Raw genomic sequence first — 23,758 nt, forward strand, 5'->3', positions numbered from 1 at the left:
CCGCCTCTGGCCGCAGCATCAGCTGCGAGCCGGAACACGGAAGTGCGGCCGGAACGTCGGGAGATCAGAACGCCGGGAGCTCAGGGCGCCGGGAGGCTCAGGGGTAGGCGGCGAGCAGTTCCTCGGACCGCTGGACCGTTCCGGTGATGCCGTCGGCTCGCTGTGCGGCCAGGATCGTCGCGGCGTGGCCCATGGTCTCCGGTGGCTCGACCATCTCCGGCGGGATCTCCCGTCCGCCGCCGGCGGCCTGCCAGCCCTCGGTGAGGACCACCCGGGTGGGGCTCAGACAGTTGACCGCGACGTCGTCGTTGCGAAGATCGTGTGCCAGGCCGAGATAGAGCCGCTCGACCGCGGCCTTGGACACCCAATAAGCATTCGCGCCACGGTCGATCATCCCGACACCACTGGTCGTGACGGCTATCAGGGAGCCGCCGCCCCGGGCCCGCAGATGTGGGATCGCGGCCTTGGTCACCAGGAACGTCCCGGTCAGGTTCACGTCGAGGCAGAGTTGCCACCGTTTGAGCGGTGTGGACTCCACGGGCCCGAGCCACAGCACACCTGCGTTCGCGACCACGATGTCGACGCCGCCGAATTCGTCGACTGTGGTGTCGATCGCCGAGGCCACCGATTGTTCGTCGGTGATGTCGCACGCGACCGGGAGCGCAGTACCGCCGGTCGCGGTGATCGCCTGGGCGACATCGTGGATCGTGCCGGGAACGCGCCCCACCGTCTCCGTTCGGGCCGCCACCGCCACCGCGGCACCGGCCGAGGCCAGTGCCGCGGCGACGGCCGCCCCGATTCCCCGGCTCGCGCCGGCGACAAAGGCGACCTTGCCGTCGAGATCGGTCACTTCGGTGGGAAACGCAGCGCGCCGTCGAGGCGGATGACCTCACCGTTGAGATAGTCGTTCTCGCAGATGTGGGCCACGAGGGCGGCGTACTCCGGCGACTGCCCCATCCGCTTGGGCCACGGCACCTGCTTCCCCCAGTGTTCCTCCAGTTGGTCGGCGTGCTTGCCGTACGCGGGGGTGTTGAACGTGCCGGGCGCGATGGTGACCACCCGGATGCCCAACGGCGACAGGTCGCGTGCGGCAACGAGTGTCATGCCGACGACCCCGCCCTTTGCCGCCGAGTAGGGGAGCTGTCCGATCTGTCCTTCGTACGCGGCGATCGACGCGGTGTTCACGATCACGCCGCGGCCCGTGTCGGTGGCCTCCTGTCGTGCGATAGCGGACGCCGACAGCCGCATGACATTGAAGACGCCGGTGAGGTAGACGTCGATGGTGGTCCGGAAGCCGTCGAGATCCAACGGACTCCCGTCTTTTCCGACGAGACGCCCGCCCGAGGCCGGACCGCCGTGGGTGTCCACGGAGATCCGCAGCGGCCCCATCTCCTCGGCTTCGGCGATCGCCCCGTTCACGTCCTCGGTCGATGTCGCGTCGGTGCGCACGTAACGAACACCGAGCTCGGCCTCGAGGGCCTTGCCCTTCTCGTCGGCCAGATCCGCCACCACCACTCGTGCTCCCGCTCCGTGAAGCCGACGTACCGTGGCCTCGCCGAGGCCACCCGCGCCACCGACCACCAGCGCTGAACTGCCCGTGATGTCCATTTGCATTTCCCTTCTTGCGACTAAGACTCTCGTTCTGAGAGAATAATGTTCTCATGAACATCACCATGATCGTCGAAATGACGTCAGAAGTCGATGACAGATTGGTCATCACCTCTGGCGACCGCTCCGTGACCGCGGTGGAACTCGCCGTGCTGGCGCGACGAGCCGCACATTCGTTCGCCGGGCGCTCGGCGGTGCTCTATGAAGGCGTCAACGACCTTGCCTACCCGGTGGCACTCTTCGGGGCGGCCTACGCAGGCATCCCGTTCGTGCCGCTCAACTACCGGCTCAGCGATTCGGCACTGGCGGGACTCGAGGGCAAGCATCCCGACGCCGTGGTCCTGCGCTCCGGTGACCTCGACCGCTGGCTCACCGGCCTCGACGATCGCCCCGATCCGGCACCCGAGGATCTCACCGCGGACCTGTCGGATCCCGACTCTGTTGCGGTCGTCATCTATACGAGCGGGACGACCTCGGAGCCCAAGGCGGCGCTCCTCCGTCAGCGGCACCTGCTTGCGTATGTGTTCAACACCCTCGAGTTCAACTCCGCGGAAGTCGGGGACGCGGCGCTCGTCGCGGTGCCGCCCTATCACATAGCCGGACTGACAAATCTCATGTCCAACCTCTACACCGGGCGCCGCATCGTCTATGCGACGGGATTCGATGCCGCGCAATGGATCGACACCGTGCGAGCCGAGTCGGTCACTCACGCCATGCTGGTACCGACGATGCTCGCCCGGGTGATCGACGCGTTGCCTGCCGACGGTGTGGGGCTGCCGTCCCTGAAGAACCTGGCCTATGGCGGTGCGCGGACGCCCAGATCCGTGATCGAGGGAGCACTGAGGGCGCTGCCGGACACGAATTTCGTGAACGCCTACGGCCTCACCGAGACAGCGTCATCGATCGCGGTTCTCGCGCCCGACGATCATCGGGTGGCCATCGGATCCGACGATGCTGCGGTCCGCGGCCGTCTCGGGTCCGTGGGCCGCCCGTTACCGGGCATCGAGGTCACCATTCGTGACGAGAACGGCGAGCAGTTGCCGACGGGGGCCGAGGGGCTCGTTTTTGTCCGGGGCGATCAGATCTCGGGTGAGTATGGGAGCCGGAGCGTGCTCGACAGCGAGGGCTGGTTCCCGACACGTGATCTCGGCCGCCTCGACGACGATGGCTACCTCTACATCGAGGGGCGGGCCGACGACACCATCATCCGTGGCGGTGAGAACATCGCGCCGGCCGAGATCGAGGACGTGTTGATGGAGCATCCCGCGGTCGCCGAGGCGGCCGTCGTCGGTGTGCCGGACCCGGAGTGGGGACAGCGCCTGGTGGCCGTCGTCGTCGGCGAGGGAGACGCCGAGGAGATCCGGGCCTGGGTCCGCGAGCGGCTGCGCTCGTCCAAGACGCCGGATTCGATCGTCTTCACACCCGACCTGCCCCGCACCGAGACAGGAAAGCTGTTGCGCCGCAACCTGATGAATGATCTGGCAAACACTGAGCAGAACCCCGAACTGGAGAAGAACAATGCCTGAAGCCGTCATCGTTTCCGCTCGCCGGACGCCGATCGGAACCGCGTTCAAAGGAACACTGCGCGACACCGATGCCTTCGACCTCGCCGAACACACCGTCTCCGCCGTCGTCGAGGATCTGGGCTCCGCCCCCGTCGACGACGTGATCCTGGGCGAGGGCCTCTACGGCGGTGGCGTGATCGCGCGCCACGCCGCGATCACGGCGGGCCTGGTCGATGTGCCGGGCCTCGCGGTCAACCGGCATTGTGCGGCCGGTCTGGCCGCGGTGCAGACCGCGGCGGGGAGCATCCGGACCGGCATGGACACCTTGATCCTGGCCGGCGGCGTCAATTCCCAATCCACGTCGCCGAAGTCGAAGTTCCGGGTGGGCGAGGAGTGGATCGAACCCTGGATGTCGCCGACCCACCCCAACCAGCCCGATGCCCCGAACAAGGATATGTCGATCACGGTGGGATGGAGTTCCGCTGTCGCGGCTGGCATCTCGCGGACCGAGATGGACGAGTGGGCACTACGATCACACCGCAATGCGATTGCCGCGATCGACGCCGGGCGATTCGACGACGAGATCGTGCCGATCAAGACCGTTCACGGTCTGTTCTCCGTCGACGAACATCCGCGGCGGGAGACCAGCATGGAGAAGTTGGCGTCGCTCAAGCCTCTGCACCCCGAGATCGAGGGGTTCTCGATCACCGCGGGTAACGCCAGCGGGGCGAACGATGCTGCCGCGGTGCTCGCAATCGCCAGTGACGAACTCGGGTTGCCTGCGCTGGCCACGGTTCGCTCGTGGTCGTCGGTGGGCGTCGATCCGGCACAGACGGGCCTGTCGCCGGTGACGGCAATCCCGAAAGCACTCAAGCGCGCGGGACTCTCACTGTCGGACGTCGACCTGTTCGAGATCAACGAGGCCTTCGCCGCGAACTGCGTCGCGTGCGTGAAGCTGCTCGACATCGACCCGGACATCGTCAACGTGAGTGGTAGCGGGTGTTCGCTGGGGCACCCGGTCGCGGCGAGCGGGGCCCGGATGCTGACCACTTTGGTCTATGAATTGAGAAGGCGTGGCGGCGGTATCGGAGTCGCGTCGATGTGTGCGGGTGGCGGCATGGGGTCGGCGACGGTCGTCGAGGTCCATGGCTGAGGAGAAGTTGCTGCGGGCGTCCGTCGACGATCAGTTGGCGGCCGCACGCGGTGGGTCGGCGCGGGCGGCCGGAAAGTTGCTCTCCCTCGTCGAGGGCGCCGGGCGGGACGTGGTGCTGGACGCGATAGGGCCTGCGGCGGGGTCGATCTCGGCGATCGGGATCACCGGGCCGCCCGGCGCCGGGAAGTCCACCACGATCACGGCTCTCGTCGCCGCCTATCGGTCGGTCGGAAAGCGGGTCGCGGTACTCGCGGTCGATCCCACCTCCCCGTACAGCGGCGGCGCCTTGCTCGGCGACCGAATCCGGATGACCCAGCACATCGACGACCGGGACGTTTTCATCCGGTCGATGGCGACTCGCGGTCATCTCGGCGGTCTCGCCTCTGCGGTACCGGCCGCCATCCGGCTCCTCGAGGCACTGGACTACGACGTCGTCCTCGTCGAGACCGTGGGAGTGGGCCAGTCGGAGGTCGAGGTGTCCGCGGTCGCGGACCCCACCGTAGTCATCCTCAATCCTGGTGCGGGCGACGCGGTCCAGGCGGCGAAGGCCGGACTGCTCGAGGTCGCCGACCTGCTCGTGGTCAACAAGGCAGATCGGGAAGGCGCCGATCAGACGGTGCGAGACCTGCGGATGGAATCGTCGGTCCCGGTGATGACCCTCGTCGCATCCCGTGGCGAGGGTGTGAGCGCACTCGTGGAGGCGATCGAGAACCATCGACGTGACGACGACCCGGTGCGCCGCGCGGCCCGGCTGCGCGGACAGATCCTGTCCCTCGCGATGACCCGGCTGCGCACGCACCCGGCGTTGTCGGAACTCGTCGACGCCGTGATGTCCGGTGGGATGGACCCGTATACGGCGGCCGAGAAACTCATCGCTCCGGTCTAGGCCCCACCCCCGGTTACCCCGCCCCCGTCGACAGCAACCCGTATCCCGCCGACAGCAACCCGTATCTCGCCGAGAGCAACCCAAATTTCGCCGAGAGCAACCATGGATCGCAATGTGAGTCGGTGTGGCCGAGAAACTGGCACACGGTCGACGACGTACGGGTTGCTGTCGGGGTAATACCGGTTGCTCTCCACGACATACGGGTTGCTGTCGGCGAAATGCGGGTTGCTGTCGGCGGAGAATCGGTTGCTGTCGGCGAGGTCAGGAGAGTTCGGCGACGATCTGCGGGAGGTCGACCGAGGTGCGGATACCCGGAGCGGCAGCGCAGACGTGGCGAACCGCGTTCACCGCCCGATTGGCGGTGTAACCGGGCGTGGTCTCGGCCATCCGATCCAGATCGATCGGCATGTTGATGTCGACGGACAGTGGTGCGTCACCATCCACGACGACCCGCCAGCCGGTGGCCAGAAGATCCCACTGTGGCTCGATGTCCGAGGTGCAGTACCAGTTGGCGCGGAATCGCAGGATCTCCCGGCCGTCTCGCATGCCGGAGACGGTGATCCGCTGGGCACCGACCGAACCCGCGGGCAGGGTGCCCGCGGCGATCGACACCTCGCGCGTCGTCAGGCCGGCCTCACCGTGTACGTCGACCGAATCCAGTGGCATCCCGATCGACTCGGCGACGAGTTGGAGCGACGGACCGAAGCTGCCGCGGAGGTACTCCAGACGGTAGTCCTCGAACTCGCGCGCCTCGCCGCCGAAGCCCATGATGCCGAAGAGCAGGTCGGGGGAGTTCCGCCGCGAGAGATCGGCGAACTCGTCGATCGCGATCTTGTCGATGTGGCGCTGGATGGAGCTGAGTACCAACGGAATCGCCTCGGTGATGAACCCCGGGCTGCTGCCGGTCGAATGGATCGACGTGCCACCGGCCAGGCATGCGTGCTCGATACGCTCACGTAGATCCGCGTCCATGCTCGCTGGACGGTGGAATTCGCCGCGCGTGGTGACGATGTCGATCCCCGACTCGAGAAGCCGCACCACGTCGTCGACGTCGAGCGCGGCGGGCATGTACACGACGCAATCGGGCGCCAGTGCGATGACGTCGTCGACACTGTCGGTCGCCTTCACCCCGATCGGCGCCACTCCGCACAGATCGCCGGCATCGGCTCCGTTCTTCTCGGGCGAGGTCACGTACACCCCGACGAGATCGAGATGGGGGTGCTCGATGATCGCGCGCAGCGAGCGGGCGCCGATGTTGCCGGTGGCCCACTGGACGCACCGATGGCCGCGCGGTGTCGCGTCGGCTACTGCAGGCGAAGCAGCCGCCGCGGTCACGACGGCATCCGGACAACTGCTTCCTGCGCGAAAGAGGCAACCAGAGAGCCACTTTCGGTGATGATGTCGCCCCGGCCGTAGCATCGGCCGCCCGCGATGATCGGGCTGTCCTGTCGGATCAGGAGCCACTGGTCGGTGCGGACGGGTCGGTGGAACCACATCGTGTGTGAGGTCACCGCCGAATGGAAGGCGGTTCCGTTGCCGCCCTGGCTGAATCCGTCCAACGGACGCAGGGCCGTACCGATGACGGTGAGATCGGTCGCGTACGCGGCGACGCAGGGATGTGCGTGGTCGTCATCGGCCGCCGGTGTTCGCATCCACATCTCGTGATGCGGTGCGGCAGAGGCCGGGTCGTCGAGGTCGTCGAACGACCGGATCTCCCACGGCAACAACCCGACGGTGATCTCGTTGTCGGCGCCGGGCAGGTCGGGGAGCGGGTCGATCGTCTGGACGTCGGGTCCCTCGTCGGGCACGTGCATCGCGATCGTCGCCACGGCGATGAGCCGGTCGGTCTGGGTGGCGCCGATCTGCAGTGTGTCGAAGGAACGCCCGCGGTGTCGGTGGTCGACCTCGTAGGTGACGTCCTCGTCGACCAGGCCTTCTCGCAGGAAATTGGCGTGTATCGACCTGATGGACTTCTCCGGACTGGCCGCGCCTGCCGCCGCCACGAACTGGGCGAGCAACTGCCCACCGAAAAGGCGCCGGTATGGGAGCGAGAGGTTGATGCCGCGATAGCAGCTTGTGGTGGGCTGACTCGTGGTGGACTGCCTCGTGGTGGACTGACTCGTGGTGGATGACGGGGGCGCCGCGGTGGTGGCCGCCTCACGGCCGGGGGCGCCGACACCGACCGGTGTGCAGTCACGCAGTTCGAGAACAGAGATCAGCTCGCGCCAGTCAGTTGCCATGACGGCAGTGTAATCGCAGATTGCGAAAATGAGAATACAATTCTCGGGTCGTCAGGCGCTGCGACTGAATCCCTGCGCGCAGAACTCCCAGACCTCGTCGGCGGTGATGGGATGGTTGTCGGGGTCGTCGGTGGGCACGCTCGACTGGGCGATGAACATGACCGTCTGCATCACCATCGCGGACACCCGCCGCGGGTTCAGGCCCTCGCGCAGTTCGTCCGCGGCGGACGCTTCCTCGAGGAATTCCGCCAGCAGCGCGACCAGCGGGGCGTGCGCGATCCGCACCTCGGTCGGATGTGTGAGCAGCAGCTGCGGGGCGAAGTCACTGAACAAGGGCCGCTTGGCATTCGGGTCCGGCCGCGACAGCTCGAACAGTAACGTCACCGCGACTCGCACTCGCTCGATGGGGTCGGTCTCGGTGGCCGCGGCCGCCCGGATCTGGTCGGCGGACCTGCTCAGCGCATCTTCGAACAGGGCGAGGAGCAACTCGTGCTTGCCGTCGAACTGGAGATAGAAGCTGCGCAGGGATTGCTTCGACCGCTCGACCACCTCCTGCACCGTGAACTCGGTGGTGCCCTTCTCGGTGATGATTGCCTGCGCGGCGTCGAGAAAGCGTTGCACACGCTGTTCGGCACGCAGTTTCGCGGTCTTGATCGACCGCTCGACGGCGCGCTGCTTCCATGCGGGCTCTTCGTTCGCGCTTGTCATGGCGCCCGATTTCCGCGGAGTTGCCTATGCATAGGGCGAGTTTAGCTGAGTGAACAATCGATCGTGGCGAAGGGCGCTCTTCAGAATGAAAGTGTTCCATTCTGAAATAGAGAACGCTATTCTCATTTGATGGATAGAACAGTCTCTCCGTCGTCGTCATCGGTCGTCGGGGCACACAGGAAGCCGAGAGGAGAGTGTCCGTGCTCGTAGAGTTCGATTCCGACCAGCGGCTCTGGGGTAAGACCGTGCGGGAACTGCTGGCGAAGGAATGCTCGCCCGCACGGATCCGGCAGGTGGTCGACGACGACGTCGACCCGGCATCGCTCTGGGCCACGTATGTCGACCAGGGCTGGACGGAATTGGTGGAGCCGGCCGAATCCGTCGAGCTCGCCATCGCCCTGGAGGCCATGGGAGCGGCGACCGATCCCACGCCGTTCCTGGCGACCGTGACCCAGTTCGCACCGTTGGCCGGGGATCTGGCAGAACCGGGCCGGACGGGCGCGGCGGTCCCGACCGGAATCACCGCGCATCTCGACGACGAGGGGTGGCTGCTGTCGGGTACCTGCCGAACCGTTCTCGACGGCGACCGCGCCGAGCAGTTCGCCGTGGCGACCGCCGCAGGCGTGTTCGTGATCTCCGCGGATGTCGCCGTCGTGACGCGGGTACCGTGCTTCGACCCGCTGATGCACGTCGCGGATGTCACGTTTCCGTCTGTGCGTGTGCCGGATTCGCGACGCAATCCGGTTCCCGACGTCGCCCGGGCACGCGCGGTCGCCTTGATGGGGATGTCCATCACGATGGTCGGTGCCTGCCAACGGATCCTCGACCTCGCCCTCGAGCACGTGACCAACCGTCAGCAGTTCGGCGTCGCGATCGGCAGCTTCCAGGCCGTGAAGCACAAGGCCGCCGACATGCACGTCGCCGTGGAGCGGGCTCGGGCCCTCGCGTACTACAGCGCATTGACGATCGCGACCGGCAGCGCCGACATGCGGCTTGCCGCGTCGATGGCGAAAGCCTCGGCGGGAGAGTGTCAATCGCTGGTGTTCCGCAACGGCTATCAGCTGTTCGGCGCGATGGGCTACACGTGGGAGAACGATCTGCAGTTCCCACTGAAGCGTGCCAAGGCAGGAGAACTGATGCTCGGTGGTTCGGACGAACACCGGGCATTGATCACCGAGGAGTATCGTGCAACTCAACTTTGACGCCGACGTCGAGGAGTTCCGGGCGGAGTTCGTCGCCTTTCTCGACGAGAATCTTCCCACCGAGGCGGACGCCGGGCGTCGGGCGAAATCCAGTTCGGACATACCGGATTGGGCTCGTGAGTGGCAGCGCCTGCAATTCGATCATGGATGGTTACAGCCCGGGAACCCGCCGGAGTTCGGTGGCCGCAACGCCGGAATCCTGCAGCAGTACGTCCATCTCGTCGAGCTGTCACGACGCCGCATCTACCACAGTTACAACCCACAGGGCCTGGGCATCATCGCGGCATCGCTGCTGACCTTCGGAACCCCGGAACAGAAGAGCAGATGGGCGGTGCGCATCCTGCGTGCCGAGATCACGGCGTCGCTCGGGATGAGTGAGCCGGGGGCCGGTTCGGATCTGGCCTCCCTGCGCACCAAGGCTCGCCTCGAGGGTGACGAGTTCGTGGTGAACGGCCAGAAGGTCTGGACGTCGGGAGCACACGACGCCGACGTCCTGCTGACGTTCGTGCGCACCGACCCCGATGCCCCCAAGCACAAGGGCATCAGCGCCATCCTGATCCCGACCGATCTGCCCGGTGTCACCCGCCGCCCGTTCGGGGCCATCTCGTCGCCCACGGATCTGGACTTCAACGAGGTGTTCTTCGAGGACGTGCGGGTCCCCGCCGAGAATCTGATCGGCGAACTCAACGGCGGTTGGCATGTCGCCAACGGGTCGTTGGGACATGAGCGAACGCTGTTGTGGCTCAGCTTTGCCGAGCGACTGGAGGACCTGCTCCGCGACTACCGGCCGGAGACGGTCTTGGATCGCGACCGGTACGCGACGTTGGTGATGGACTCACATGCGCTCCGGTTGCTGGGCTCGCAGGCACTTGGCCGGGCGGCCCGCGGGGAGCAGGATGTGCCGGCCTTGTCAGTGCTCAAGCTGATGGGTTCGGAAGCCGTTCAGAACGCGACCGAGCACGCACTCGCCGCCGCCGGGGAGGACGGGTTGTCGCACCCCGGGCTGACCGCACCGTACAACCACATGGATCTCGAGATGCTCTACACGAGTTGGTTCGAACGCTACGCGCGCAGCTTCGGCTACACCATCGCCGGTGGCACGTCGGAGATCCAGCGGAATGTCATCGCGGAACGAGTGCTCGGATTACCCAGGCGCTGAGGCGGTATCGATGAAGGGCACAGATGAACATCCTGTATGACGTGAAGGACAAGATCGCGACGATCACGCTGAATCGACCCGAGGTGGCCAACGCCCAGAACGCCGAGCTCCTCGACGAGCTGGACGCGGCGTGGACCAGGGCGGCCGACGATCCGGACGTCAGTGTGATCGTCCTGCGTGGCGAGGGAAAGCACTTCTCCTCCGGACATGACCTCAACGGTGGCGGCCCCAGGCCGGACAAGATCACCCTGGAGATGGTCTACGGCACGGAGTCCCGACGGTATCTCGACTACAGCCTGCGGTGGCGCAACATCCCCAAGCCGAGTATCGCTGCGGTGCAAGGCCGTTGCATCGCGGGTGGGCTGCTGCTCTGTTGGCCGTGCGACCTGATCATCGCATCGGAGGATGCCAAGTTCTCGGACCCCGTGGTGATGATGGGTATCGGTGGCGTCGAATATCACGGTCACACCTGGGAACTCGGCCCGCGTAAGGCCAAGGAGATCCTCTTCACCGGGCGCCCGGTCACCGCCGCGGAGGCGGAACAGACCGGCATGGTGAACCTGGTGGTCCCACGTGACGAGCTCGATGCGCGGACCGCGGAGATGGCGGCCAGGATCGCGACGATGCCCCCTTTCGCATTGCGCCAGGCCAAGCGGGCCGTCAACCAGACGCTCGATGTCCAGGGCTTCTACGCGGCGATCCAGTCGGTGTTCGACATCCATCAGACCGGGCACGGAAACGCGCTGAGCGTCAGCGGGTTTCCGGTCCTCGTACATCTCGACGAGATGAAGGGCCGAATGAGCTGAATCTGTCGATCGGGTCAAATGGTCCGCGCAGCAACAATATTGCTCATAGGAAATTCTCAGTTTCGGCACAAACGGGCAGGTGATTGTCCTATTCTCTAGATGGAGAATGTGATTATCACACTCGGTCGCCGGCACCCACTGCCGTCGATGCTTCATGAATCAGTTGGGTGCTCGTGATAACGAGCACCCACAAGAAAGGACACCACCATGCGCAGAACTTTCACCGCGCGGGCTCTGGCCATGTGTGCGGGGGCGGTCATGATCGTCGGCGTCGCGGCTGGTTGTAGCGACTCGGACTCGAGTGACTCAGGCTCGAGCGCAACCAGTTCGATGGCGTCGACGTCGATGGCTGCGGCCGCCGCGGACCCGGCGACCACCAAAGAGATCACCGACGCCTACGTGACCTTCTTCAACGGTCAGACCCCGCCGCCCGAGCGCGCCGCGCTGATCGAGAACGGTGCGGCGTTCCAGCCGGTGCTGCAGGGGCTGACACAGAACCCGCAGTCCATGCAGACGACGGTGGCGGTGAAGGACGTGAAGGTGACCGACGCCGACCATGCCGACGTCACATATGACCTGCTGATGCAAGGCAACCCGGTGATGCCGGGTCAGACCGGTCAGGCGATCAAGGAGGACGGGAAGTGGAAGGTGTCGGCCGACACCTTCTGTGCCCTGATGGCGGTGCAGGGTGGCGGGGGACAGATTCCTGCCTGCGCCTGACACACGGAAACCCCTTCGGGCCGGCCTCGATTCGAGGCCGGCCCGAAGTGTCTGTGATGCCCGGAGTTCGAGACGAGACGACTCCGCTCAGAGGTCGATCAACCGCGGAGCGGTCAGCGAGGTGCGGATCAGGGCACCTGCCTCGCGCGTCAGCTCTCGACTACTGCCCAGCAACGAATCGAGCATGATGACCCTGCGGGCATGCCGGTGAAACGGATGCTCCGCCGTGAATCCGATACCACCGAGAACCTGCTGGACATGTCGTGAGGTGATCGACGCGGCCCGACCGGCCGCCGCCTTCGCGAGAAGAGCGCCGAAGTCGTCCTGCGCAACCCGGAGGGTGGCCTCGGCCCCCTCGATGGCCACCAGCGTTTCGGCGAGTCGGTGACGAACGGCCTGGAACGCCGCGATCGGTCGACCGAACTGTGTGCGGTCGAGTGCATGGGTCCGCGCGAGATCGAGCATCGCCCGGCTGGAGCCGAGCAGCCACCAGCCGAGTGCCAGACGAGCCTGGGCGAGCGGGACGTCGACGCCACGGGTCACCTCGTGCAGCGGTAGCTCCGGATCGATCGAGTCCTGCCCGTCGATGTGCTCCCGGGTCCACTCCACCCACCGGTGCCCCACGAACGGCAGGGCCACCACGGAGCCGGGTTCACCGTCGTGGGCGAGCAACAGGACGTCGTTGAGAATGGAGCTGTGCGTGCCGGTTTCGCCGAGCAGGCGGAACACGAGTGGTATCGCGACATCGGGGATGTCGGCGAGCATCTCCGACCACCCGAGTTCGGCCAGCGCCTTGTCGAGGGTCGGCCCGGAACTCGACGACATGACCTTGCGCAGGGTGTCGGCGAAGAGATCCTGTTCGGCGCTATCCACTGTCACCCTTTCCCAGATCGAGTAGTCGGCGCGCGATGATGTTGCGCTGGATCTCGGCGGTGCCGCCGTAGATCGTCGCCGCACGAGAATAGAGATACTCGGACCGCAGGACCGGATCGGTCCACTCGATCGCACCTGGCACCAGATCGCGACAGGTGTCGAAGAGTTGTTGTTCGGCGGTTGCCAGCAGCACCTTGTCGATCGACGTCTCCGGACCGAGCCGGCCGCCCGCGCCCAATCGTTGTTGCGTCGCATATGACCTGGACCGAACGGTGTGCGCGGCGAGGTAAGCCGCACCGAGATCGAGGTCGTCTACGGGATCCGACTGCTGCACAAGGTTGTCCAGAATGGAATACAGATAGGCGATGCGGTGCCAGAAGCATGTCGATCGCTCGTGCGGCAGCAGGTCCATGGCGACCCGCCATCCGTCGCCGGGCCGGCCGAGCATCCGGTCGGCCGGCACCACGACGTCATCGAACCAGACCTCGGCGAACTCGTCCACGCCGTGCATCGTCCGCAGCGGTCGCACCGTGATGCCGGGGGTGTCCATGTCCACGAAGAACGCAGTGATGCCCTCGTGACCGGGGCCGGTGCGAGTCAGGAGGACGCAGCGGGCGGCGAACTGGGCGAGACTGGTCCATACCTTCTGGCCGTTGATGATCCACGTGTCGGTGTCGGGATCCGGCGCGGCGCGCGTACTCAGTGAGGCCAGGTCGCTTCCGGACCCGGGCTCGGAGAAGCCCTGGCACCATTGTTCGTCGCCGTTGAGGAGTCGTGGCACCATCTCAGCGGCCAACTCGGGCCGCGCGTAGGAGATGACGGTCGGTGCGAGCACCTCGATCATCGAGTAGATGCCCGGTTCGGCGAGATTGCGTGTCGCGACCTCTTCGCCGAGCACCGCCCGCAGCACGGCCTCGCCGCCGAGTCCGCCGACCTCGGCAGGCCAGCCGTAACGCATCCAGTCGGCGTCGTAGAGGGCTCGCCGGACACGGGACAGCTGGGCGACCTGGGCGTCGAAGGAGTGGTCGTCGCCGGAGGACAGGTCATTGGTGTCGAGCCACTCGCGCACCACCGCCCGGAACTCGGCCGTGCCGAACTCTTCGGTGTTCATTCTCCGGTGAAGGAGATCGCGTGGGGGCGGCCCGAATTGTGTTCGCCGTTGCGGCGGATGAACGTCATCGCCCTGGTGCGCAATCGCCAGCCGTCGTCCGTTCGGACGTAGGTGTCGTTGTAGTAACCGATACGCATGTCTTGCTGGGTGTGATCGATGAAGCAGAGGGGCTGCGTGCCGGTCGCCTCGTCGCCGTCGAGGTCGATCTGGGCGGTGCCGGTGAGGAACAGGCCCTTCGGCGCCGCCTCGACCAGCCGGGGGAACTGGTCGAGGGGATAGACCTCGCCGAACGCGCTGTAGGTGCCGTCCGGGGTGAACACCGACACCACGCCCTCGGTGTCACCCTTGGTCATCGTGACCGCGTACTTGGCGAGCAATTGCTCGATGTCGATCAGGTCGTCATTTCTGGATGCGTCATTTCTGGACAAAGACCTTGCCACCTTTCATCACGAAGCGGACATCCTGCGTGACGGTGATGTCCTCCAGTGGATTTCCGGGAACGGCGATGATGTCGGCGAGCAGCCCCTCGGCCAGCCGGCCGCGGTCGTCGACCCGGATCAACTCGGCGGCGGTGACGGTGGCCGCACGCAGTACCGCGGATGCCGGCATCCCGCGCTCGACGAGCGCCACGAGTTCGTCCGCGTTCTTGCCGTGGGGAATTGCCGGCGCATCTGTGCCGACCGCGATCTTCACCCCGGCGTCATACGCCTTCTTCACCGAGATCCGGGCCTTCGGGAACATCTCGGCCGCCTTCGCCTGCAGCTCGGGCGGGGAGTGCGAGACATCCATCGCGTCGGCCAGCCGGGTGGTCGGAACCAGGAAGGTATCGTTCGCGACCAGCATCTTGATCGCCTCGTCGTCCATCAGGAAGCCGTGTTCGATGCAGTCGATACCGGCTTTCACAGCCTGCTTGACCGCCTCGGCGCCATGGGTGTGTGATGCCACTCGCAGACCGCGACGGTGCGCCTCGTCGACGATGGCACACAACTCGTCGAACGAATAGTGCTGCGCCCCAGGTTCTCCGGTGAGCGACATGACGCCGCCCGACACGCAGACCTTGATCAGCTGCGCGCCGTGCTTGATCTGATACCGCACGGCCTTGCGCACTTCGTCGACGCCGTTGGCGATGCCCTCCTCGAGGGTGAGGTCCAGGACATGGGGCGCAAAGGCGGCGAACATCGTCGGGTCGAGGTGGCCGCCGGTGGGGGTGATCGCATGTCCGGCCGGCACGATGCGCGGTCCGTCGATCCACCCTTTGTCGATGGCCCGACCCAACGCGACGTCGAGTAGGTATCCGCCGGTCTTGACGAAGAGTCCGAGGTTGCGGACGGTGGTGAAGCCGGCGCGGAGCGTGCGGCGGGAGTTGCCCACCGCACGCAGCATCCGGGTCGGCGGGTCATCCTGGACCGTGGAGTAGACGGGTCGTTCGCCCCGGCCACCCATCAGCAGGTTGACCTCCATGTCCATCAGTCCGGGGAGGAGGATGTTGTCGCCGAGGTCGATGATCTCGCCCTCTGGCTCGCCACCGATTCCGACGATCCGATCGCCGTCGACACGGATGATGCCCGGGGTGATCAGCTCACCCGTGTCGACGTCGACCAGACCGGCCGCTTTCAGAGTGACCATCAGACCACGGGTTCGGAGACGAGTTCGGCCCAGGCGGCACCGCTGTCGGGAACCCGCGGTTGCTTCCAGACCTCTACGGGGAACGACACCATCACCAGAGACTGCATGAGGTGGATCAGCGAACGTACATCCTCGGGCAGGTCGTCGAGGGGGAATTTGTCACCGAAGACGCACGCGTCGTCCAGGCGCTTCATCGCCGCGTCGTAGAACTCCTGCATGTCCGCCATGCTCGACTCGAGCCGCTTCGCATAGCGCTGCGCCTCGGTGGGCAGGCACCAGTCCGAGTACTTCTCCAGTTCCGCGAATTCAGCTGGCAGTTTTGGCATTTTCGTACTCCTTGACGTGGTCGACAGCCGTTTTGTGTAGGTGACGCAGGAGGATCTCCTGGTCGCACAAGGGGAAATCGGTGACAGTGCGGGTCTCGATCATCTTCTGCGTCGCCTCGAGAGTGTTCGCGTCCTGCAACGCGTACTCCTTGAAGGTGACCGCGGCCAGCTCCTGGGCGAGGCGTTCGCGGACCGTCTTCGGCGGCACGAAGTAGAGCTTGGCCTCGAAGATGTGCCGGTCGACCGCGGTAGGCCAATAGTGGTACGTCAGATACCAACCCGGCGCCCAGCACAGCAGCGACATGTTCGGGAAGAACTCGAACTCGTCGACGCCCCAGGGGACCGCGCCGGCTGGGTTGATGGCAGGCGGCAGCGGATCCAGGCCCTCGATGTCGGGTCGATCCCACGGACCGAAGAGACCCGACCGCAGGATGCGCTCGATCGGCTTGACCATGTTCAGATCCTTGGGTGGCGCCATGCCGCCCCACGACGAGACCATCGAGTGCGGGCCCTGCAAGTCATAATGCAGGCCTTCGAAACCGACCTTCATGAGCTTGTCGGCCTCGTCCTTCACGGCCTGCTTCTGATGCAGTACCGGGGCGTGATAGAACTCGGCGAAGGCGTCGATGAAGAGCTTCCAGTTGCTGCCGACCTCGGCGCGGTAGCTGTAGACCTCGGTCATCTCATGGAACGGATAGCCCTGGAGTCCCTTGCCGTAGGTGCCCAGATAGTCGTCCAGCGACTCGGCGTTCGGGTCGAGGTTGATGAAGATGAACCCTTCCCAGATCTCGCACCGGACCGACTTGAGGCCGAACTGTTGTTTGTCGAGGTCGAAGAACTCACCCTCCTGCTGGACGTAACTCAGATCGCCGGTGAGGTCGTACCGCCAGGCGTGGTACTTGCAGGTGAACTGTCGGCAGGTGCCGGCGGTCTCCTCGTTGGGGAAGTCGTCCCACACCAGCTTGTTGCCACGGTGTCGGCAGACGTTGTGGAAGGCCCGGACGACGTCGTCCTTGCCCTTGACGATGATCAGCGACGTGTTGGCCGCCGCCAGCTCGCGGGTGAAGTAGCTGCCCTTCTTGGGGAGGCGCTCGACCCGGCCGACGTTGAGCCAGGTTTTCTTGAAGATCGCCTCGCGTTCGCTCTCATAGAACTCGGGATCGATCGAGTCGGTGTAGTCCACCGGAGCTGTCCCGAGCTGGGGGAAGTGCTCGGTCCAACTTCCTTCGGCGGGTTTCTTGAAGTGTGCCAATGGTTTACCTTTCGTATTCAGGCTGGAGTTCGCGATCCGGCTCGATGCCGAACGTGTTGAATGCCATGGACAATGTGGAGTAGGCGCCGACCGTGAAGACCAGATCCATCACCTGTCGGTCGGTGAGGTGCTCGGCGAGGGACTTCCAGGTCGCGTCGAGGATCGCGTGGTGACGGTCCAACTCGCCGACCGCCTCGAGGACGAGTTGTTCGACGGGGTCGAGCGCGACTCCGTTGCGCGCGTCGTCGATTTCTCGGAGTGTCATCCCGACGGACTGGCCCATACCCGTGTGGTGCTCGAGTTCGTAGTCCGATTTGCTGAGTTCAGCGACCCGGAGGATGGCGACCTCACGAATCCGGTCGGACAGTGTGGACCGAAACAAGAGGTGCACGTTGAACGGCATGAATGCCTTGGTGAGATCAGGGTGGCGTACGAGGGTTGCCAGCGCATTGCCGGCACCCTGGGGATTCCGTCGCCTCTTCGGCAGCATGCCCGCCAGTGCGGCATCGACGTCGTCGTCCCACTGGTCGCCCGGCAAGGGTGTCAGCCGCATTCGGCCCTCCTTCGGAGAATCACATTCTCAATGACGGATACTACGTTTTCACGAGTTGCCCCGCGAGTCAATGGATCGGCGCATGTTTCCTGGCGTACCGCGAGGCCTGCAGAGTCGGATGTCAGGGTTGCTTGCCGGCATCCTGCGACGTCGCGCACCCGCGGGTGCGATGAGTCTGTGACCTGGATCTCCCAATGTGTTGATTCTTCGTTTAGGAGAAGCTAGTTTCTCATTAGCGAGAGCAGGGATGCCACGGCTGCGCTTCGGAACTGATCCGACGGCCTTCGCCAGACGCTCTCGAATCCCGGTGGGATAGGCCGGCCCGGAGACGTCATTGAGGAGAATCAGGTGAGAGCACAGCGAATACTCGCGATGGCCATCGTGGTGGTGGCCTTTACTGCCGCTGGATGTGGCGGCCGCGACGGGAGCGGGACCGAGGAGAGCGGGGCGGCGGGAACCGGATCCTCGTCGAGCGTTTCGAGCTCGTTCGGTGATCTGACGGATGTGTGCAAGGACGGATCCGCGAAGGGGGCCACCGCGCAGGGGGTCACCGACGATCAGATCCAGGTCGGTGTCATGTCTGATGTCGGCTTCACCAAGAACTCGGAGTTCGGGGACGCGGCAAAGGTTTTCACGTCGTGGTGCAACGACAACGGTGGGATCAACGGTCGCAAACTCGTGGCGACGACGCGAGACACGAAACTCATGGCAGTCCGGCAGCAGATGTCCGAGGCGTGCAAGCAGGACTTCGCGCTCGTCGGTGGTGGAGCGGCTCTCGATGCGCTGGGCACCAAGGATCGGCTGTCATGCCTCCTCCCGAACTTCCCCGCGCAGGTCGCTCAGCTGAGCGAACTCGGCGCGGACCTCAGCGTGCAGGCGTCACCGTCGCAGGTCTTCGGTTACCTGCCCTACTACCAATTCCGCGAGTGGCTGTTGAAGGACGCGTATCCGCAGTCCGCGAATGCGGTCGGCATCATCAACGGAGACTCTCCGGTCACCAAGGTCCTCGGTGACATTCAGACCGAGACCGTCAAGGCCGCCGGTGGCACCTTCGTCTACAACGATGTGTATCCCGCCGCCGGAGTGTCGGACTGGACCCCGTACGCGCAGGCGATCAAGAACAAGGGCGTCAAAGGTCTGATCTTCTTCGGGGACTACAAGCAGCTCGCCAAGCTCGAGAGCGTGTTGACCAGCATGAACTACAAGCCCGATTGGATCGATGCGAACAACAACGCCTACAGTCAGTCGTTCCTCGACCTGATCGGTTCATCGGCAGAGCAGCAGAACAATCTCGTCGACCTCGGCGGTGTCCTGCCGATCGAGAGCACAGACCCGGTGATGAACCAGCTCAAGGAGCTGTACAAGAAGTACGCTCCCGACGCCACGATCACCCTCCCCGCGCTGCGCGCCTTCTCGGCCTGGCTGGTGTTCGCCAAGTCGGCGGCGAGCTGCGGAGACAATGTGACCCGTGCATGCGTACTCGGTGCCGCGACCAAGGAAACCCAATGGACCGCGGGTGGGCTGCAGGCCCCGCAGAATCTCATGCCGGGTGCGGCGCCGTCGCCGTGCTTCAACGTCGAGAAGTCGACCGCGAACGGGTGGACGCCGGCCGACTTCGGTCCCGACCAGGGGGCGTACCGCTGCAACATCCCGGTGAAGAAGTGGACCGGTCAGTACGGCAACGGAATGAAGTTGTCCGATGTCGGCAAGAGCATGAGTGACGTGCAGTAATGGATCAATTCCTCGCCTTCGGCGTGGTCGGACTCAGCACCGCCGCGATCTACGCAGTGATCAGCGGCGGGCTGGTCGTCACCTACACCACCACCGGTGTCTTCAACTTCGCCCACGGCGCCGCCGGCATGATGGCGGCATTCACGTACTGGCAGTTCAGCATCGGCTGGGGATGGCCCGTCTGGTTGTCGTTGGTCGTGGTGCTCGGCGTGCTGACGCCACTGTTCGGGCTGCTCGTCGAGATCGCGATGCGTCCGGTGCAGCCCCTCGGTGAAGCCGAGAAGCTGGTGATGACGGTTGCGCTGTTGAGCGGCCTCATCGCGGTGGCGCGATGGATTTGGGATCCGAACGAACCGCGCAACCTGCCGCAGTTCTTCGCCGACCAGCAGCCGTTCCATGTCTTCGGTGCCACGGTGACCTGGCACCAGGCACTCACGATGATCGTCGCAATCCTGGTGGCTGCCGGCTTGCGCATCCTGTTGTTCCGGACGCGGGCCGGTACCGAGATGCGTGCCACGGTCGACGACCGCTCGCTGGTCGGTCTCACCGGAGCAGATCCGGTGCGTGCCAATCGGATCGCGTGGGTGCTGGGAATCGAGCTGGCCGCCATCGGTGGTGTCCTGATCGCTCCGGTGGTCGCGCTCGATGCAATGTCACTGTCATTGGTGATCGTCAGTGCATACGCAGCGGCGATCTTCGGTCGGCTCAAGAGTCTCCCCCTCACCTTCCTCGGCGCGGTCGTGGTCGGTTGCATGGAGAGTTATCTGACGGGATATCTGCCGCAGAACGCGTACCTTCCCGGAATTCGCTTGGCAGCTCCCGCGATTCTGCTGCTGCTCGCCCTGCTGGCCTTTCCGCACGGACGGTTACGGGGCCGAGATCGTCAATTGAGCCCGGTGCCGCTGCCGTCGCTGCGAGGCACCATCTTCTTCGCCCTGGTGATTGTGTGGTCCGGTCTGATTCTGGCGACAGTGCTCAGCGACGGCGACCTGCTCACCTATGGCCAGATCTTCGCGTTCGGTGTGCTGGCGCTCTCCTACGTGCCGCTCGCGGGTTACGCCGGCCAGATCTCGTTGTGCCAGATCACGCTCGCCGGTATCGGTGCGATCGTCTGTGGCCACCTGGGAGCGAACGGTCAGTGGTGGGCGATCATCGCGGCGATGGTGATCGCCGGCATCGTAGGAGCGGCAATCGCGCTGCCGGCACTGCGATTGTCGGGGGTGTATCTCGCTTTGGGGACGGCCGCGATCGCGGTGATCTTCGATCGGTGGATCTTCACCCTTCCCGCCTTTGATCTCTTCGGCGTGCACATCTCGTTCTTCGACCAGGGCTCGGTCGAGGTGCCGGGCCCTACATTGTTCGGCTATGCCATCGACACTCCGCAACGCACCACTGTGTTCGCGGCGGTGGTCCTCGCGGTCGCCACGCTCGGCGTGGCGCTGCTCCGGCGCGGTCGCCTCGGGCGGAAGCTGATCGCGCTCCGCGACAGCGAGGCGGCCTACGCCACTCTCGGCGGCAACCTCCTCATATCGAAGATGCTCGTCTTCGGTATGAGTTCCGCGTTGGCCGGACTCGGGGGTGCGTTGTACGGCATGCAACTCGGATCGGTGACCGGAGACCAGTTCAACTTCATCTCGGGACTGCCGATCTTCCTGGTCGTGGTCCTGGCAGGAATGGGAACCGTGGGGAGTGGACTCTTCACGGGTGCGGCACTCGCGGGGCCGCTCAACGCGATCGGCGTGTTGTGGCCGATGCTGCGTGAGGTGTCCCAGGCGATTCCGGCGCTCCTCGGCATCGCCTTCGGGGCCAGGGCGGTCAAACAGGGCGGAATCGCGGCGCTACGCAAGCAATGGGACACCGCCTTTGCCGATCGTGTGGTGATGGGTGCCCTCGTGGGGTGGACGCTGGTCGCGTGGCTGCTGCGGCTTGCCGATGTGATCAACGGCTACGTGTTCTGTCTGGCAATGGTCGTCGCAGCGGTACTCACTCCGCTGTTCGCAGGTTGGCGTGAACGTCGCAGGCATGCGGGTGACGGGTCCGATGACCCGGAGATCCCGGTCGAATGGTGGGGTATCTCCCGGCCATGGTCCGAAGATGACGAGGAGGTGTTGGATCGTGCCGTCGCTGCTGGAAGTTAGTGATGTATCGGTGTCCTTCAGCGCGCACCGGGCGCTTGACGGTGTTCATCTGGCCGCCGAGCGCGGACACATCACCGGGCTGATCGGACCCAACGGTGCCGGCAAGAGCACGTTGTTCGACGTGATCGGGGGCCTTCGGCGGCCGAATACGGGCTCTGTGGTCCTCGATGGAAAGGACATCACCCGGCTGGGCCCGGCGCAGCGCGCCAAGCGCGGTATGGCACGGACGTTCCAAGGGCTCGAACTGTTCGGCCGGCTCAGTGTCCGCGACAACCTGCTCGTCGCGGCCGAGCTCCGCCGCCACGGACGTGACGTGACGAAACTGGTCGACGGGGTCATCGAGCGCGCCCAGCTCGAGGCGTACGCCGACCGGCTCGCCGATTCACTGCCGACCGGCGTTGGTCGTCAGGTGGAGGTGGCGAGAGCGCTGACCACGCAACCGGATCTGATCCTCCTGGACGAGCCCGCGGCCGGACAGGATGCCGAAGAGACCGAGCGCTTCGCCGGGATCCTCCGCACAGTGGCTGCCGACGGGGTGGCAATCCTGCTGGTGGAACACGACATGGAACTCGTGATGAGTGTCTGCGACCAGGTCCACGTGCTCGACCTGGGCTCGATCATCACCTCCGGGCCACCGGAATCGGTGCGCCAGAACGCCGCGGTACTCGACGCCTATCTGGGGACAGCATGATTCCACCGTTACTCGAACTCTGCGATATTCGCGCCGGCTACGACGGCATCACGGCGTTGCACGGTGTCGACATCAGCGTTCACGCCGGCCAAGTGGTGGCCTTGCTCGGACCCAACGGCGCCGGCAAGACCACCACCCAAAAAGTGGCTGCGGGTGTGCATCCGGTGGACTCGGGCCGGATTCTCTACGGCGGTCGCGACGTCACCGGCATCGCATCCCGGAATGCGGCGCTGGCCGGGTTGTGTCTGATCCCCGAGGGCCGTGGGGTGTTCCCGAATCTGACGGTACGCGAGAACCTCTGGATGATGACGTTCACCGGAAAGTCGCGAGAGCAGATCGAGGACATCGCCTTCTCGAGGTTCCCGATCCTCGAGGAACGTGCATCGCAGACCGCAGGCACCCTGTCGGGCGGTGAACAGCAGATGCTCGCCCTCACGCGCGGGCTGGCAACAGATCCGGCGGTACTGCTCCTCGACGAACTCTCGATGGGCCTGGCCCCCCTCGTGGTGGAGAAGCTTTACGAGCACGTGGCCCAGATCGCTCGTGACGGTGTCGCCGTCCTGGTGGTCGAGCAGTTCGCTTCGGCAGTGCTCGACATGGCCGATCATGCCGCTGTACTGGTCCGCGGACAGGTGGAATACGAGGGTCCGCCAGGAGAATCACTCAGAAATGAACTCGCCAACCTCTACCTAGGAAGTGCCACATGACCGCCACATCGGATGACCGGGCGCAACGATTCACACAGGAACTCGAGAAGCTGAAGATCCCCGATCCCGCTGCTGCCAGATCTCAACTGTGGGTTCGACTAGGGGTGGCCGCCATGGTCATCGGCGTCGCTCTGGGCGTGGTCGCTTATCTGATGTCGCACAACACATCCGACCCACTTGTCCAGCGTGACGCGCTGACGATCGCACTCACGGGCGTGGCCGTCGCCATCGTCGGGTCGGCGGTCTTCCTGCGCTACTCGCTGACCAACTTCCTGCGTTTCTGGCTGGCACGGCAGTCGTTCGATCTCAACACCTTCGGCGAGCGCCTTGCCCCGGCCCCGGTGGCCGGAAAACACACCACCGATGCGAAGGAGAATATTCGCAATGACCACGAGAGTCCCGCCGTTGCGCGCGGGTGAGCAGTTGGCATGTCCGACGTGCACCACGAAGGTGGTCGTCGTCAAGGCTCCGGCCGACGGTGTCGCCGAGATCATCTGTGGTGAAACGCCAGTACAGCCGGTGAAATCGGTGACACAGCCGCCGAAAGACGGATCGGCACCCGGTGTGCTGATCGGCAAGCGTTACGTCAACGCCGACGAAACCGTGGAGTTGCTATGCGCCGCAGCCGGCGCGGGTCCCCTCATCTGTGATGGCACGGAGATGACCCTCAAGTCTGCGAAAGCGCTCCCGGCATCGGATTGACCGGCAGCCGCGCGCACCGGCCCGACAAACGGGAGGGCCGGTGCGCGCGCATGTCCGGCAC

The 23,758-nt window shown here is 65.1% G+C and carries 25 protein-coding genes; 13 read left to right on the forward strand and 12 right to left on the reverse strand.

Annotation, left to right across the window (positions count from 1 at the left end; genetic code table 11):
* Positions 1–97: 97 nt before the first annotated feature.
* Together ACLQ3I_RS17105 and ACLQ3I_RS17110 are read right to left on the reverse strand one after the other, a co-directional pair.
* A complete protein-coding gene (locus ACLQ3I_RS17105; protein ID WP_425789381.1) occupies positions 98–850 on the reverse strand; it encodes an SDR family NAD(P)-dependent oxidoreductase in 753 nt (250 codons plus the stop codon).
* Positions 847–1,608: an SDR family oxidoreductase gene (locus ACLQ3I_RS17110; protein ID WP_425803471.1), complete on the reverse strand. Its 762-nt coding sequence runs from the start codon at positions 1,606–1,608 to the stop codon at positions 847–849. Before ACLQ3I_RS17110 ends, ACLQ3I_RS17105 begins: the two co-directional genes overlap by 4 nt.
* Before the next feature lie 53 nt (positions 1,609–1,661).
* Between ACLQ3I_RS17110 and ACLQ3I_RS17115 the strand changes: the two genes are divergently transcribed.
* From ACLQ3I_RS17115 to meaB, 3 genes are read left to right on the forward strand one after another with little or no spacing between them, the layout of a single operon-like run.
* Complete coding sequence (locus tag ACLQ3I_RS17115) at positions 1,662–3,134, forward strand: class I adenylate-forming enzyme family protein (protein WP_425789377.1); 1,473 nt, start codon at positions 1,662–1,664, stop codon at positions 3,132–3,134.
* Positions 3,127–4,266: a thiolase family protein gene (locus tag ACLQ3I_RS17120; RefSeq protein WP_425803474.1), complete on the forward strand. Its 1,140-nt coding sequence runs from the start codon at positions 3,127–3,129 to the stop codon at positions 4,264–4,266. Before ACLQ3I_RS17115 ends, ACLQ3I_RS17120 begins: the two co-directional genes overlap by 8 nt.
* The gene (gene meaB / locus ACLQ3I_RS17125) at positions 4,259–5,152 is read left to right on the forward strand and encodes a methylmalonyl Co-A mutase-associated GTPase MeaB (RefSeq protein WP_425789373.1); all 894 of its coding nucleotides are present in this window, start codon (positions 4,259–4,261) and stop codon (positions 5,150–5,152) included. The genes ACLQ3I_RS17120 and meaB overlap by 8 nt, the downstream gene beginning before the upstream one ends.
* Positions 5,153–5,413: 261 nt before the next feature.
* Here meaB and ACLQ3I_RS17130 read toward each other — a convergent pair whose 3' ends face one another.
* From ACLQ3I_RS17130 to ACLQ3I_RS17140, 3 genes are read right to left on the reverse strand one after another with little or no spacing between them, the layout of a single operon-like run.
* Positions 5,414–6,487 (reverse strand): dihydrodipicolinate reductase, encoded by a 1,074-nt coding sequence (locus ACLQ3I_RS17130; protein WP_425803476.1) that lies wholly within the window; start codon positions 6,485–6,487, stop codon positions 5,414–5,416.
* Complete coding sequence (locus ACLQ3I_RS17135; RefSeq protein ID WP_425803479.1) at positions 6,484–7,392, reverse strand: acyl-CoA thioesterase; 909 nt, start codon at positions 7,390–7,392, stop codon at positions 6,484–6,486. Before ACLQ3I_RS17135 ends, ACLQ3I_RS17130 begins: the two co-directional genes overlap by 4 nt.
* A gap of 51 nt (positions 7,393–7,443) precedes the next feature.
* Positions 7,444–8,100 carry a TetR/AcrR family transcriptional regulator gene (locus tag ACLQ3I_RS17140; protein ID WP_425789367.1) on the reverse strand — a complete coding sequence of 219 codons (657 nt, stop codon included), beginning with the start codon at positions 8,098–8,100 and terminating at the stop codon, positions 7,444–7,446.
* 200 nt (positions 8,101–8,300) lie between these two features.
* Here ACLQ3I_RS17140 and ACLQ3I_RS17145 point away from each other — a divergent pair, with 200 nt between their 5' ends.
* The 4 genes from ACLQ3I_RS17145 (at position 8,301) to ACLQ3I_RS17160 (ending at position 11,987) form a co-directional block, all read left to right on the forward strand.
* Positions 8,301–9,302, forward strand: a complete 1,002-nt coding sequence (locus tag ACLQ3I_RS17145) for an acyl-CoA dehydrogenase family protein (RefSeq protein WP_425789365.1) — start codon at positions 8,301–8,303, stop codon at positions 9,300–9,302.
* Positions 9,286–10,461: an acyl-CoA dehydrogenase family protein gene (locus ACLQ3I_RS17150; protein ID WP_425803482.1), complete on the forward strand. Its 1,176-nt coding sequence runs from the start codon at positions 9,286–9,288 to the stop codon at positions 10,459–10,461. The genes ACLQ3I_RS17145 and ACLQ3I_RS17150 overlap by 17 nt, the downstream gene beginning before the upstream one ends.
* Before the next feature lie 23 nt (positions 10,462–10,484).
* Positions 10,485–11,267 carry an enoyl-CoA hydratase gene (locus ACLQ3I_RS17155; RefSeq protein ID WP_425789361.1) on the forward strand — a complete coding sequence of 261 codons (783 nt, stop codon included), beginning with the start codon at positions 10,485–10,487 and terminating at the stop codon, positions 11,265–11,267.
* A 207-nt stretch (positions 11,268–11,474) separates the two neighbouring features.
* Entirely contained in the window at positions 11,475–11,987 is a 513-nt protein-coding gene (locus ACLQ3I_RS17160) for a hypothetical protein (protein WP_425789358.1), read from the forward strand.
* 87 nt (positions 11,988–12,074) lie between these two features.
* On the opposite strand, the gene ACLQ3I_RS17165 is transcribed toward ACLQ3I_RS17160, so the two are convergent.
* The 7 genes from ACLQ3I_RS17165 to ACLQ3I_RS17195 are packed head-to-tail and all read right to left on the reverse strand — an operon-like array spanning position 12,075 to position 17,728.
* Positions 12,075–12,860, reverse strand: a complete 786-nt coding sequence (locus tag ACLQ3I_RS17165; RefSeq protein ID WP_425803485.1) for an acyl-CoA dehydrogenase family protein — start codon at positions 12,858–12,860, stop codon at positions 12,075–12,077.
* On the reverse strand, positions 12,853–13,971 hold the full coding sequence (locus ACLQ3I_RS17170; RefSeq protein ID WP_425803488.1) for an acyl-CoA dehydrogenase family protein: 1,119 nt from the start codon (positions 13,969–13,971) through the stop codon (positions 12,853–12,855). The genes ACLQ3I_RS17165 and ACLQ3I_RS17170 overlap by 8 nt, the downstream gene beginning before the upstream one ends.
* Complete coding sequence (locus ACLQ3I_RS17175) at positions 13,968–14,399, reverse strand: nuclear transport factor 2 family protein (RefSeq protein WP_425789354.1); 432 nt, start codon at positions 14,397–14,399, stop codon at positions 13,968–13,970. The genes ACLQ3I_RS17170 and ACLQ3I_RS17175 overlap by 4 nt, the downstream gene beginning before the upstream one ends.
* On the reverse strand, positions 14,386–15,597 hold the full coding sequence (locus tag ACLQ3I_RS17180; protein ID WP_425789352.1) for an amidohydrolase family protein: 1,212 nt from the start codon (positions 15,595–15,597) through the stop codon (positions 14,386–14,388). Before ACLQ3I_RS17180 ends, ACLQ3I_RS17175 begins: the two co-directional genes overlap by 14 nt.
* Positions 15,597–15,923, reverse strand: coding sequence for a hypothetical protein (locus ACLQ3I_RS17185; RefSeq protein ID WP_425789350.1), 327 nt, complete (start codon positions 15,921–15,923; stop codon positions 15,597–15,599). The genes ACLQ3I_RS17180 and ACLQ3I_RS17185 overlap by 1 nt, the downstream gene beginning before the upstream one ends.
* Positions 15,904–17,175 carry an aromatic ring-hydroxylating oxygenase subunit alpha gene (locus ACLQ3I_RS17190; RefSeq protein WP_425803491.1) on the reverse strand — a complete coding sequence of 424 codons (1,272 nt, stop codon included), beginning with the start codon at positions 17,173–17,175 and terminating at the stop codon, positions 15,904–15,906. The genes ACLQ3I_RS17185 and ACLQ3I_RS17190 overlap by 20 nt, the downstream gene beginning before the upstream one ends.
* 4 nt (positions 17,176–17,179) lie before the next feature.
* Positions 17,180–17,728, reverse strand: coding sequence for a carboxymuconolactone decarboxylase family protein (locus ACLQ3I_RS17195; RefSeq protein ID WP_425789346.1), 549 nt, complete (start codon positions 17,726–17,728; stop codon positions 17,180–17,182).
* 348 nt (positions 17,729–18,076) lie between these two features.
* On the opposite strand from ACLQ3I_RS17195, the gene ACLQ3I_RS17200 reads away from it, so the two are divergent.
* Genes ACLQ3I_RS17200 through ACLQ3I_RS17225 form a run of 6 tightly spaced genes read left to right on the forward strand, consistent with a single transcriptional unit; the run spans position 18,077 to position 23,697 of the window.
* A complete protein-coding gene (locus ACLQ3I_RS17200) occupies positions 18,077–19,459 on the forward strand; it encodes an ABC transporter substrate-binding protein (RefSeq protein ID WP_425803493.1) in 1,383 nt (460 codons plus the stop codon).
* Positions 19,459–21,597 (forward strand): ABC transporter permease subunit, encoded by a 2,139-nt coding sequence (locus ACLQ3I_RS17205; RefSeq protein ID WP_425789342.1) that lies wholly within the window; start codon positions 19,459–19,461, stop codon positions 21,595–21,597. Before ACLQ3I_RS17200 ends, ACLQ3I_RS17205 begins: the two co-directional genes overlap by 1 nt.
* Positions 21,575–22,288 (forward strand): ABC transporter ATP-binding protein, encoded by a 714-nt coding sequence (locus ACLQ3I_RS17210; RefSeq protein ID WP_425789340.1) that lies wholly within the window; start codon positions 21,575–21,577, stop codon positions 22,286–22,288. The genes ACLQ3I_RS17205 and ACLQ3I_RS17210 overlap by 23 nt, the downstream gene beginning before the upstream one ends.
* Entirely contained in the window at positions 22,285–22,995 is a 711-nt protein-coding gene (locus ACLQ3I_RS17215) for an ABC transporter ATP-binding protein (RefSeq protein ID WP_425789338.1), read from the forward strand. Before ACLQ3I_RS17210 ends, ACLQ3I_RS17215 begins: the two co-directional genes overlap by 4 nt.
* The gene (locus tag ACLQ3I_RS17220; protein ID WP_425789336.1) at positions 22,992–23,414 is read left to right on the forward strand and encodes a hypothetical protein; all 423 of its coding nucleotides are present in this window, start codon (positions 22,992–22,994) and stop codon (positions 23,412–23,414) included. Before ACLQ3I_RS17215 ends, ACLQ3I_RS17220 begins: the two co-directional genes overlap by 4 nt.
* Positions 23,380–23,697, forward strand: a complete 318-nt coding sequence (locus ACLQ3I_RS17225) for a hypothetical protein (RefSeq protein WP_425789334.1) — start codon at positions 23,380–23,382, stop codon at positions 23,695–23,697. The genes ACLQ3I_RS17220 and ACLQ3I_RS17225 overlap by 35 nt, the downstream gene beginning before the upstream one ends.
* Positions 23,698–23,758 lie beyond the last annotated feature (61 nt).

Source organism: Gordonia sp. DT101 (assembly GCF_049844895.1).
In the GTDB taxonomy this organism is placed as follows: Bacteria; Actinomycetota; Actinomycetes; order Mycobacteriales; family Mycobacteriaceae; genus Gordonia.

Excerpts from the sequence above, each read along its gene's own strand:
- ACLQ3I_RS17205 (WP_425789342.1), top strand. The coding sequence starts at position 19,459 with ATGGATCAATTCCTCGCCTTCGGCGTGGTCGGACTCAGCACCGCCGCG.
- ACLQ3I_RS17225 (WP_425789334.1), top strand. The coding sequence starts at position 23,380 with ATGACCACGAGAGTCCCGCCGTTGCGCGCGGGTGAGCAGTTGGCATGT.
- meaB (WP_425789373.1), top strand. The coding sequence starts at position 4,259 with ATGGCTGAGGAGAAGTTGCTGCGGGCGTCCGTCGACGATCAGTTGGCG.
- ACLQ3I_RS17135 (WP_425803479.1), bottom strand. The coding sequence starts at position 7,392 with ATGGCAACTGACTGGCGCGAGCTGATCTCTGTTCTCGAACTGCGTGAC.
- ACLQ3I_RS17110 (WP_425803471.1), bottom strand. The coding sequence starts at position 1,608 with ATGGACATCACGGGCAGTTCAGCGCTGGTGGTCGGTGGCGCGGGTGGC.
- ACLQ3I_RS17140 (WP_425789367.1), bottom strand. The coding sequence starts at position 8,100 with ATGACAAGCGCGAACGAAGAGCCCGCATGGAAGCAGCGCGCCGTCGAG.
- ACLQ3I_RS17215 (WP_425789338.1), top strand. The coding sequence starts at position 22,285 with ATGATTCCACCGTTACTCGAACTCTGCGATATTCGCGCCGGCTACGAC.
- ACLQ3I_RS17180 (WP_425789352.1), bottom strand. The coding sequence starts at position 15,597 with ATGGTCACTCTGAAAGCGGCCGGTCTGGTCGACGTCGACACGGGTGAG.
- ACLQ3I_RS17170 (WP_425803488.1), bottom strand. The coding sequence starts at position 13,971 with ATGAACACCGAAGAGTTCGGCACGGCCGAGTTCCGGGCGGTGGTGCGC.
- ACLQ3I_RS17195 (WP_425789346.1), bottom strand. The coding sequence starts at position 17,728 with ATGCGGCTGACACCCTTGCCGGGCGACCAGTGGGACGACGACGTCGAT.
- ACLQ3I_RS17220 (WP_425789336.1), top strand. The coding sequence starts at position 22,992 with ATGACCGCCACATCGGATGACCGGGCGCAACGATTCACACAGGAACTC.
- ACLQ3I_RS17115 (WP_425789377.1), top strand. The coding sequence starts at position 1,662 with ATGAACATCACCATGATCGTCGAAATGACGTCAGAAGTCGATGACAGA.
- ACLQ3I_RS17185 (WP_425789350.1), bottom strand. The coding sequence starts at position 15,923 with ATGCCAAAACTGCCAGCTGAATTCGCGGAACTGGAGAAGTACTCGGAC.
- ACLQ3I_RS17160 (WP_425789358.1), top strand. The coding sequence starts at position 11,475 with ATGCGCAGAACTTTCACCGCGCGGGCTCTGGCCATGTGTGCGGGGGCG.
- ACLQ3I_RS17120 (WP_425803474.1), top strand. The coding sequence starts at position 3,127 with ATGCCTGAAGCCGTCATCGTTTCCGCTCGCCGGACGCCGATCGGAACC.
- ACLQ3I_RS17155 (WP_425789361.1), top strand. The coding sequence starts at position 10,485 with ATGAACATCCTGTATGACGTGAAGGACAAGATCGCGACGATCACGCTG.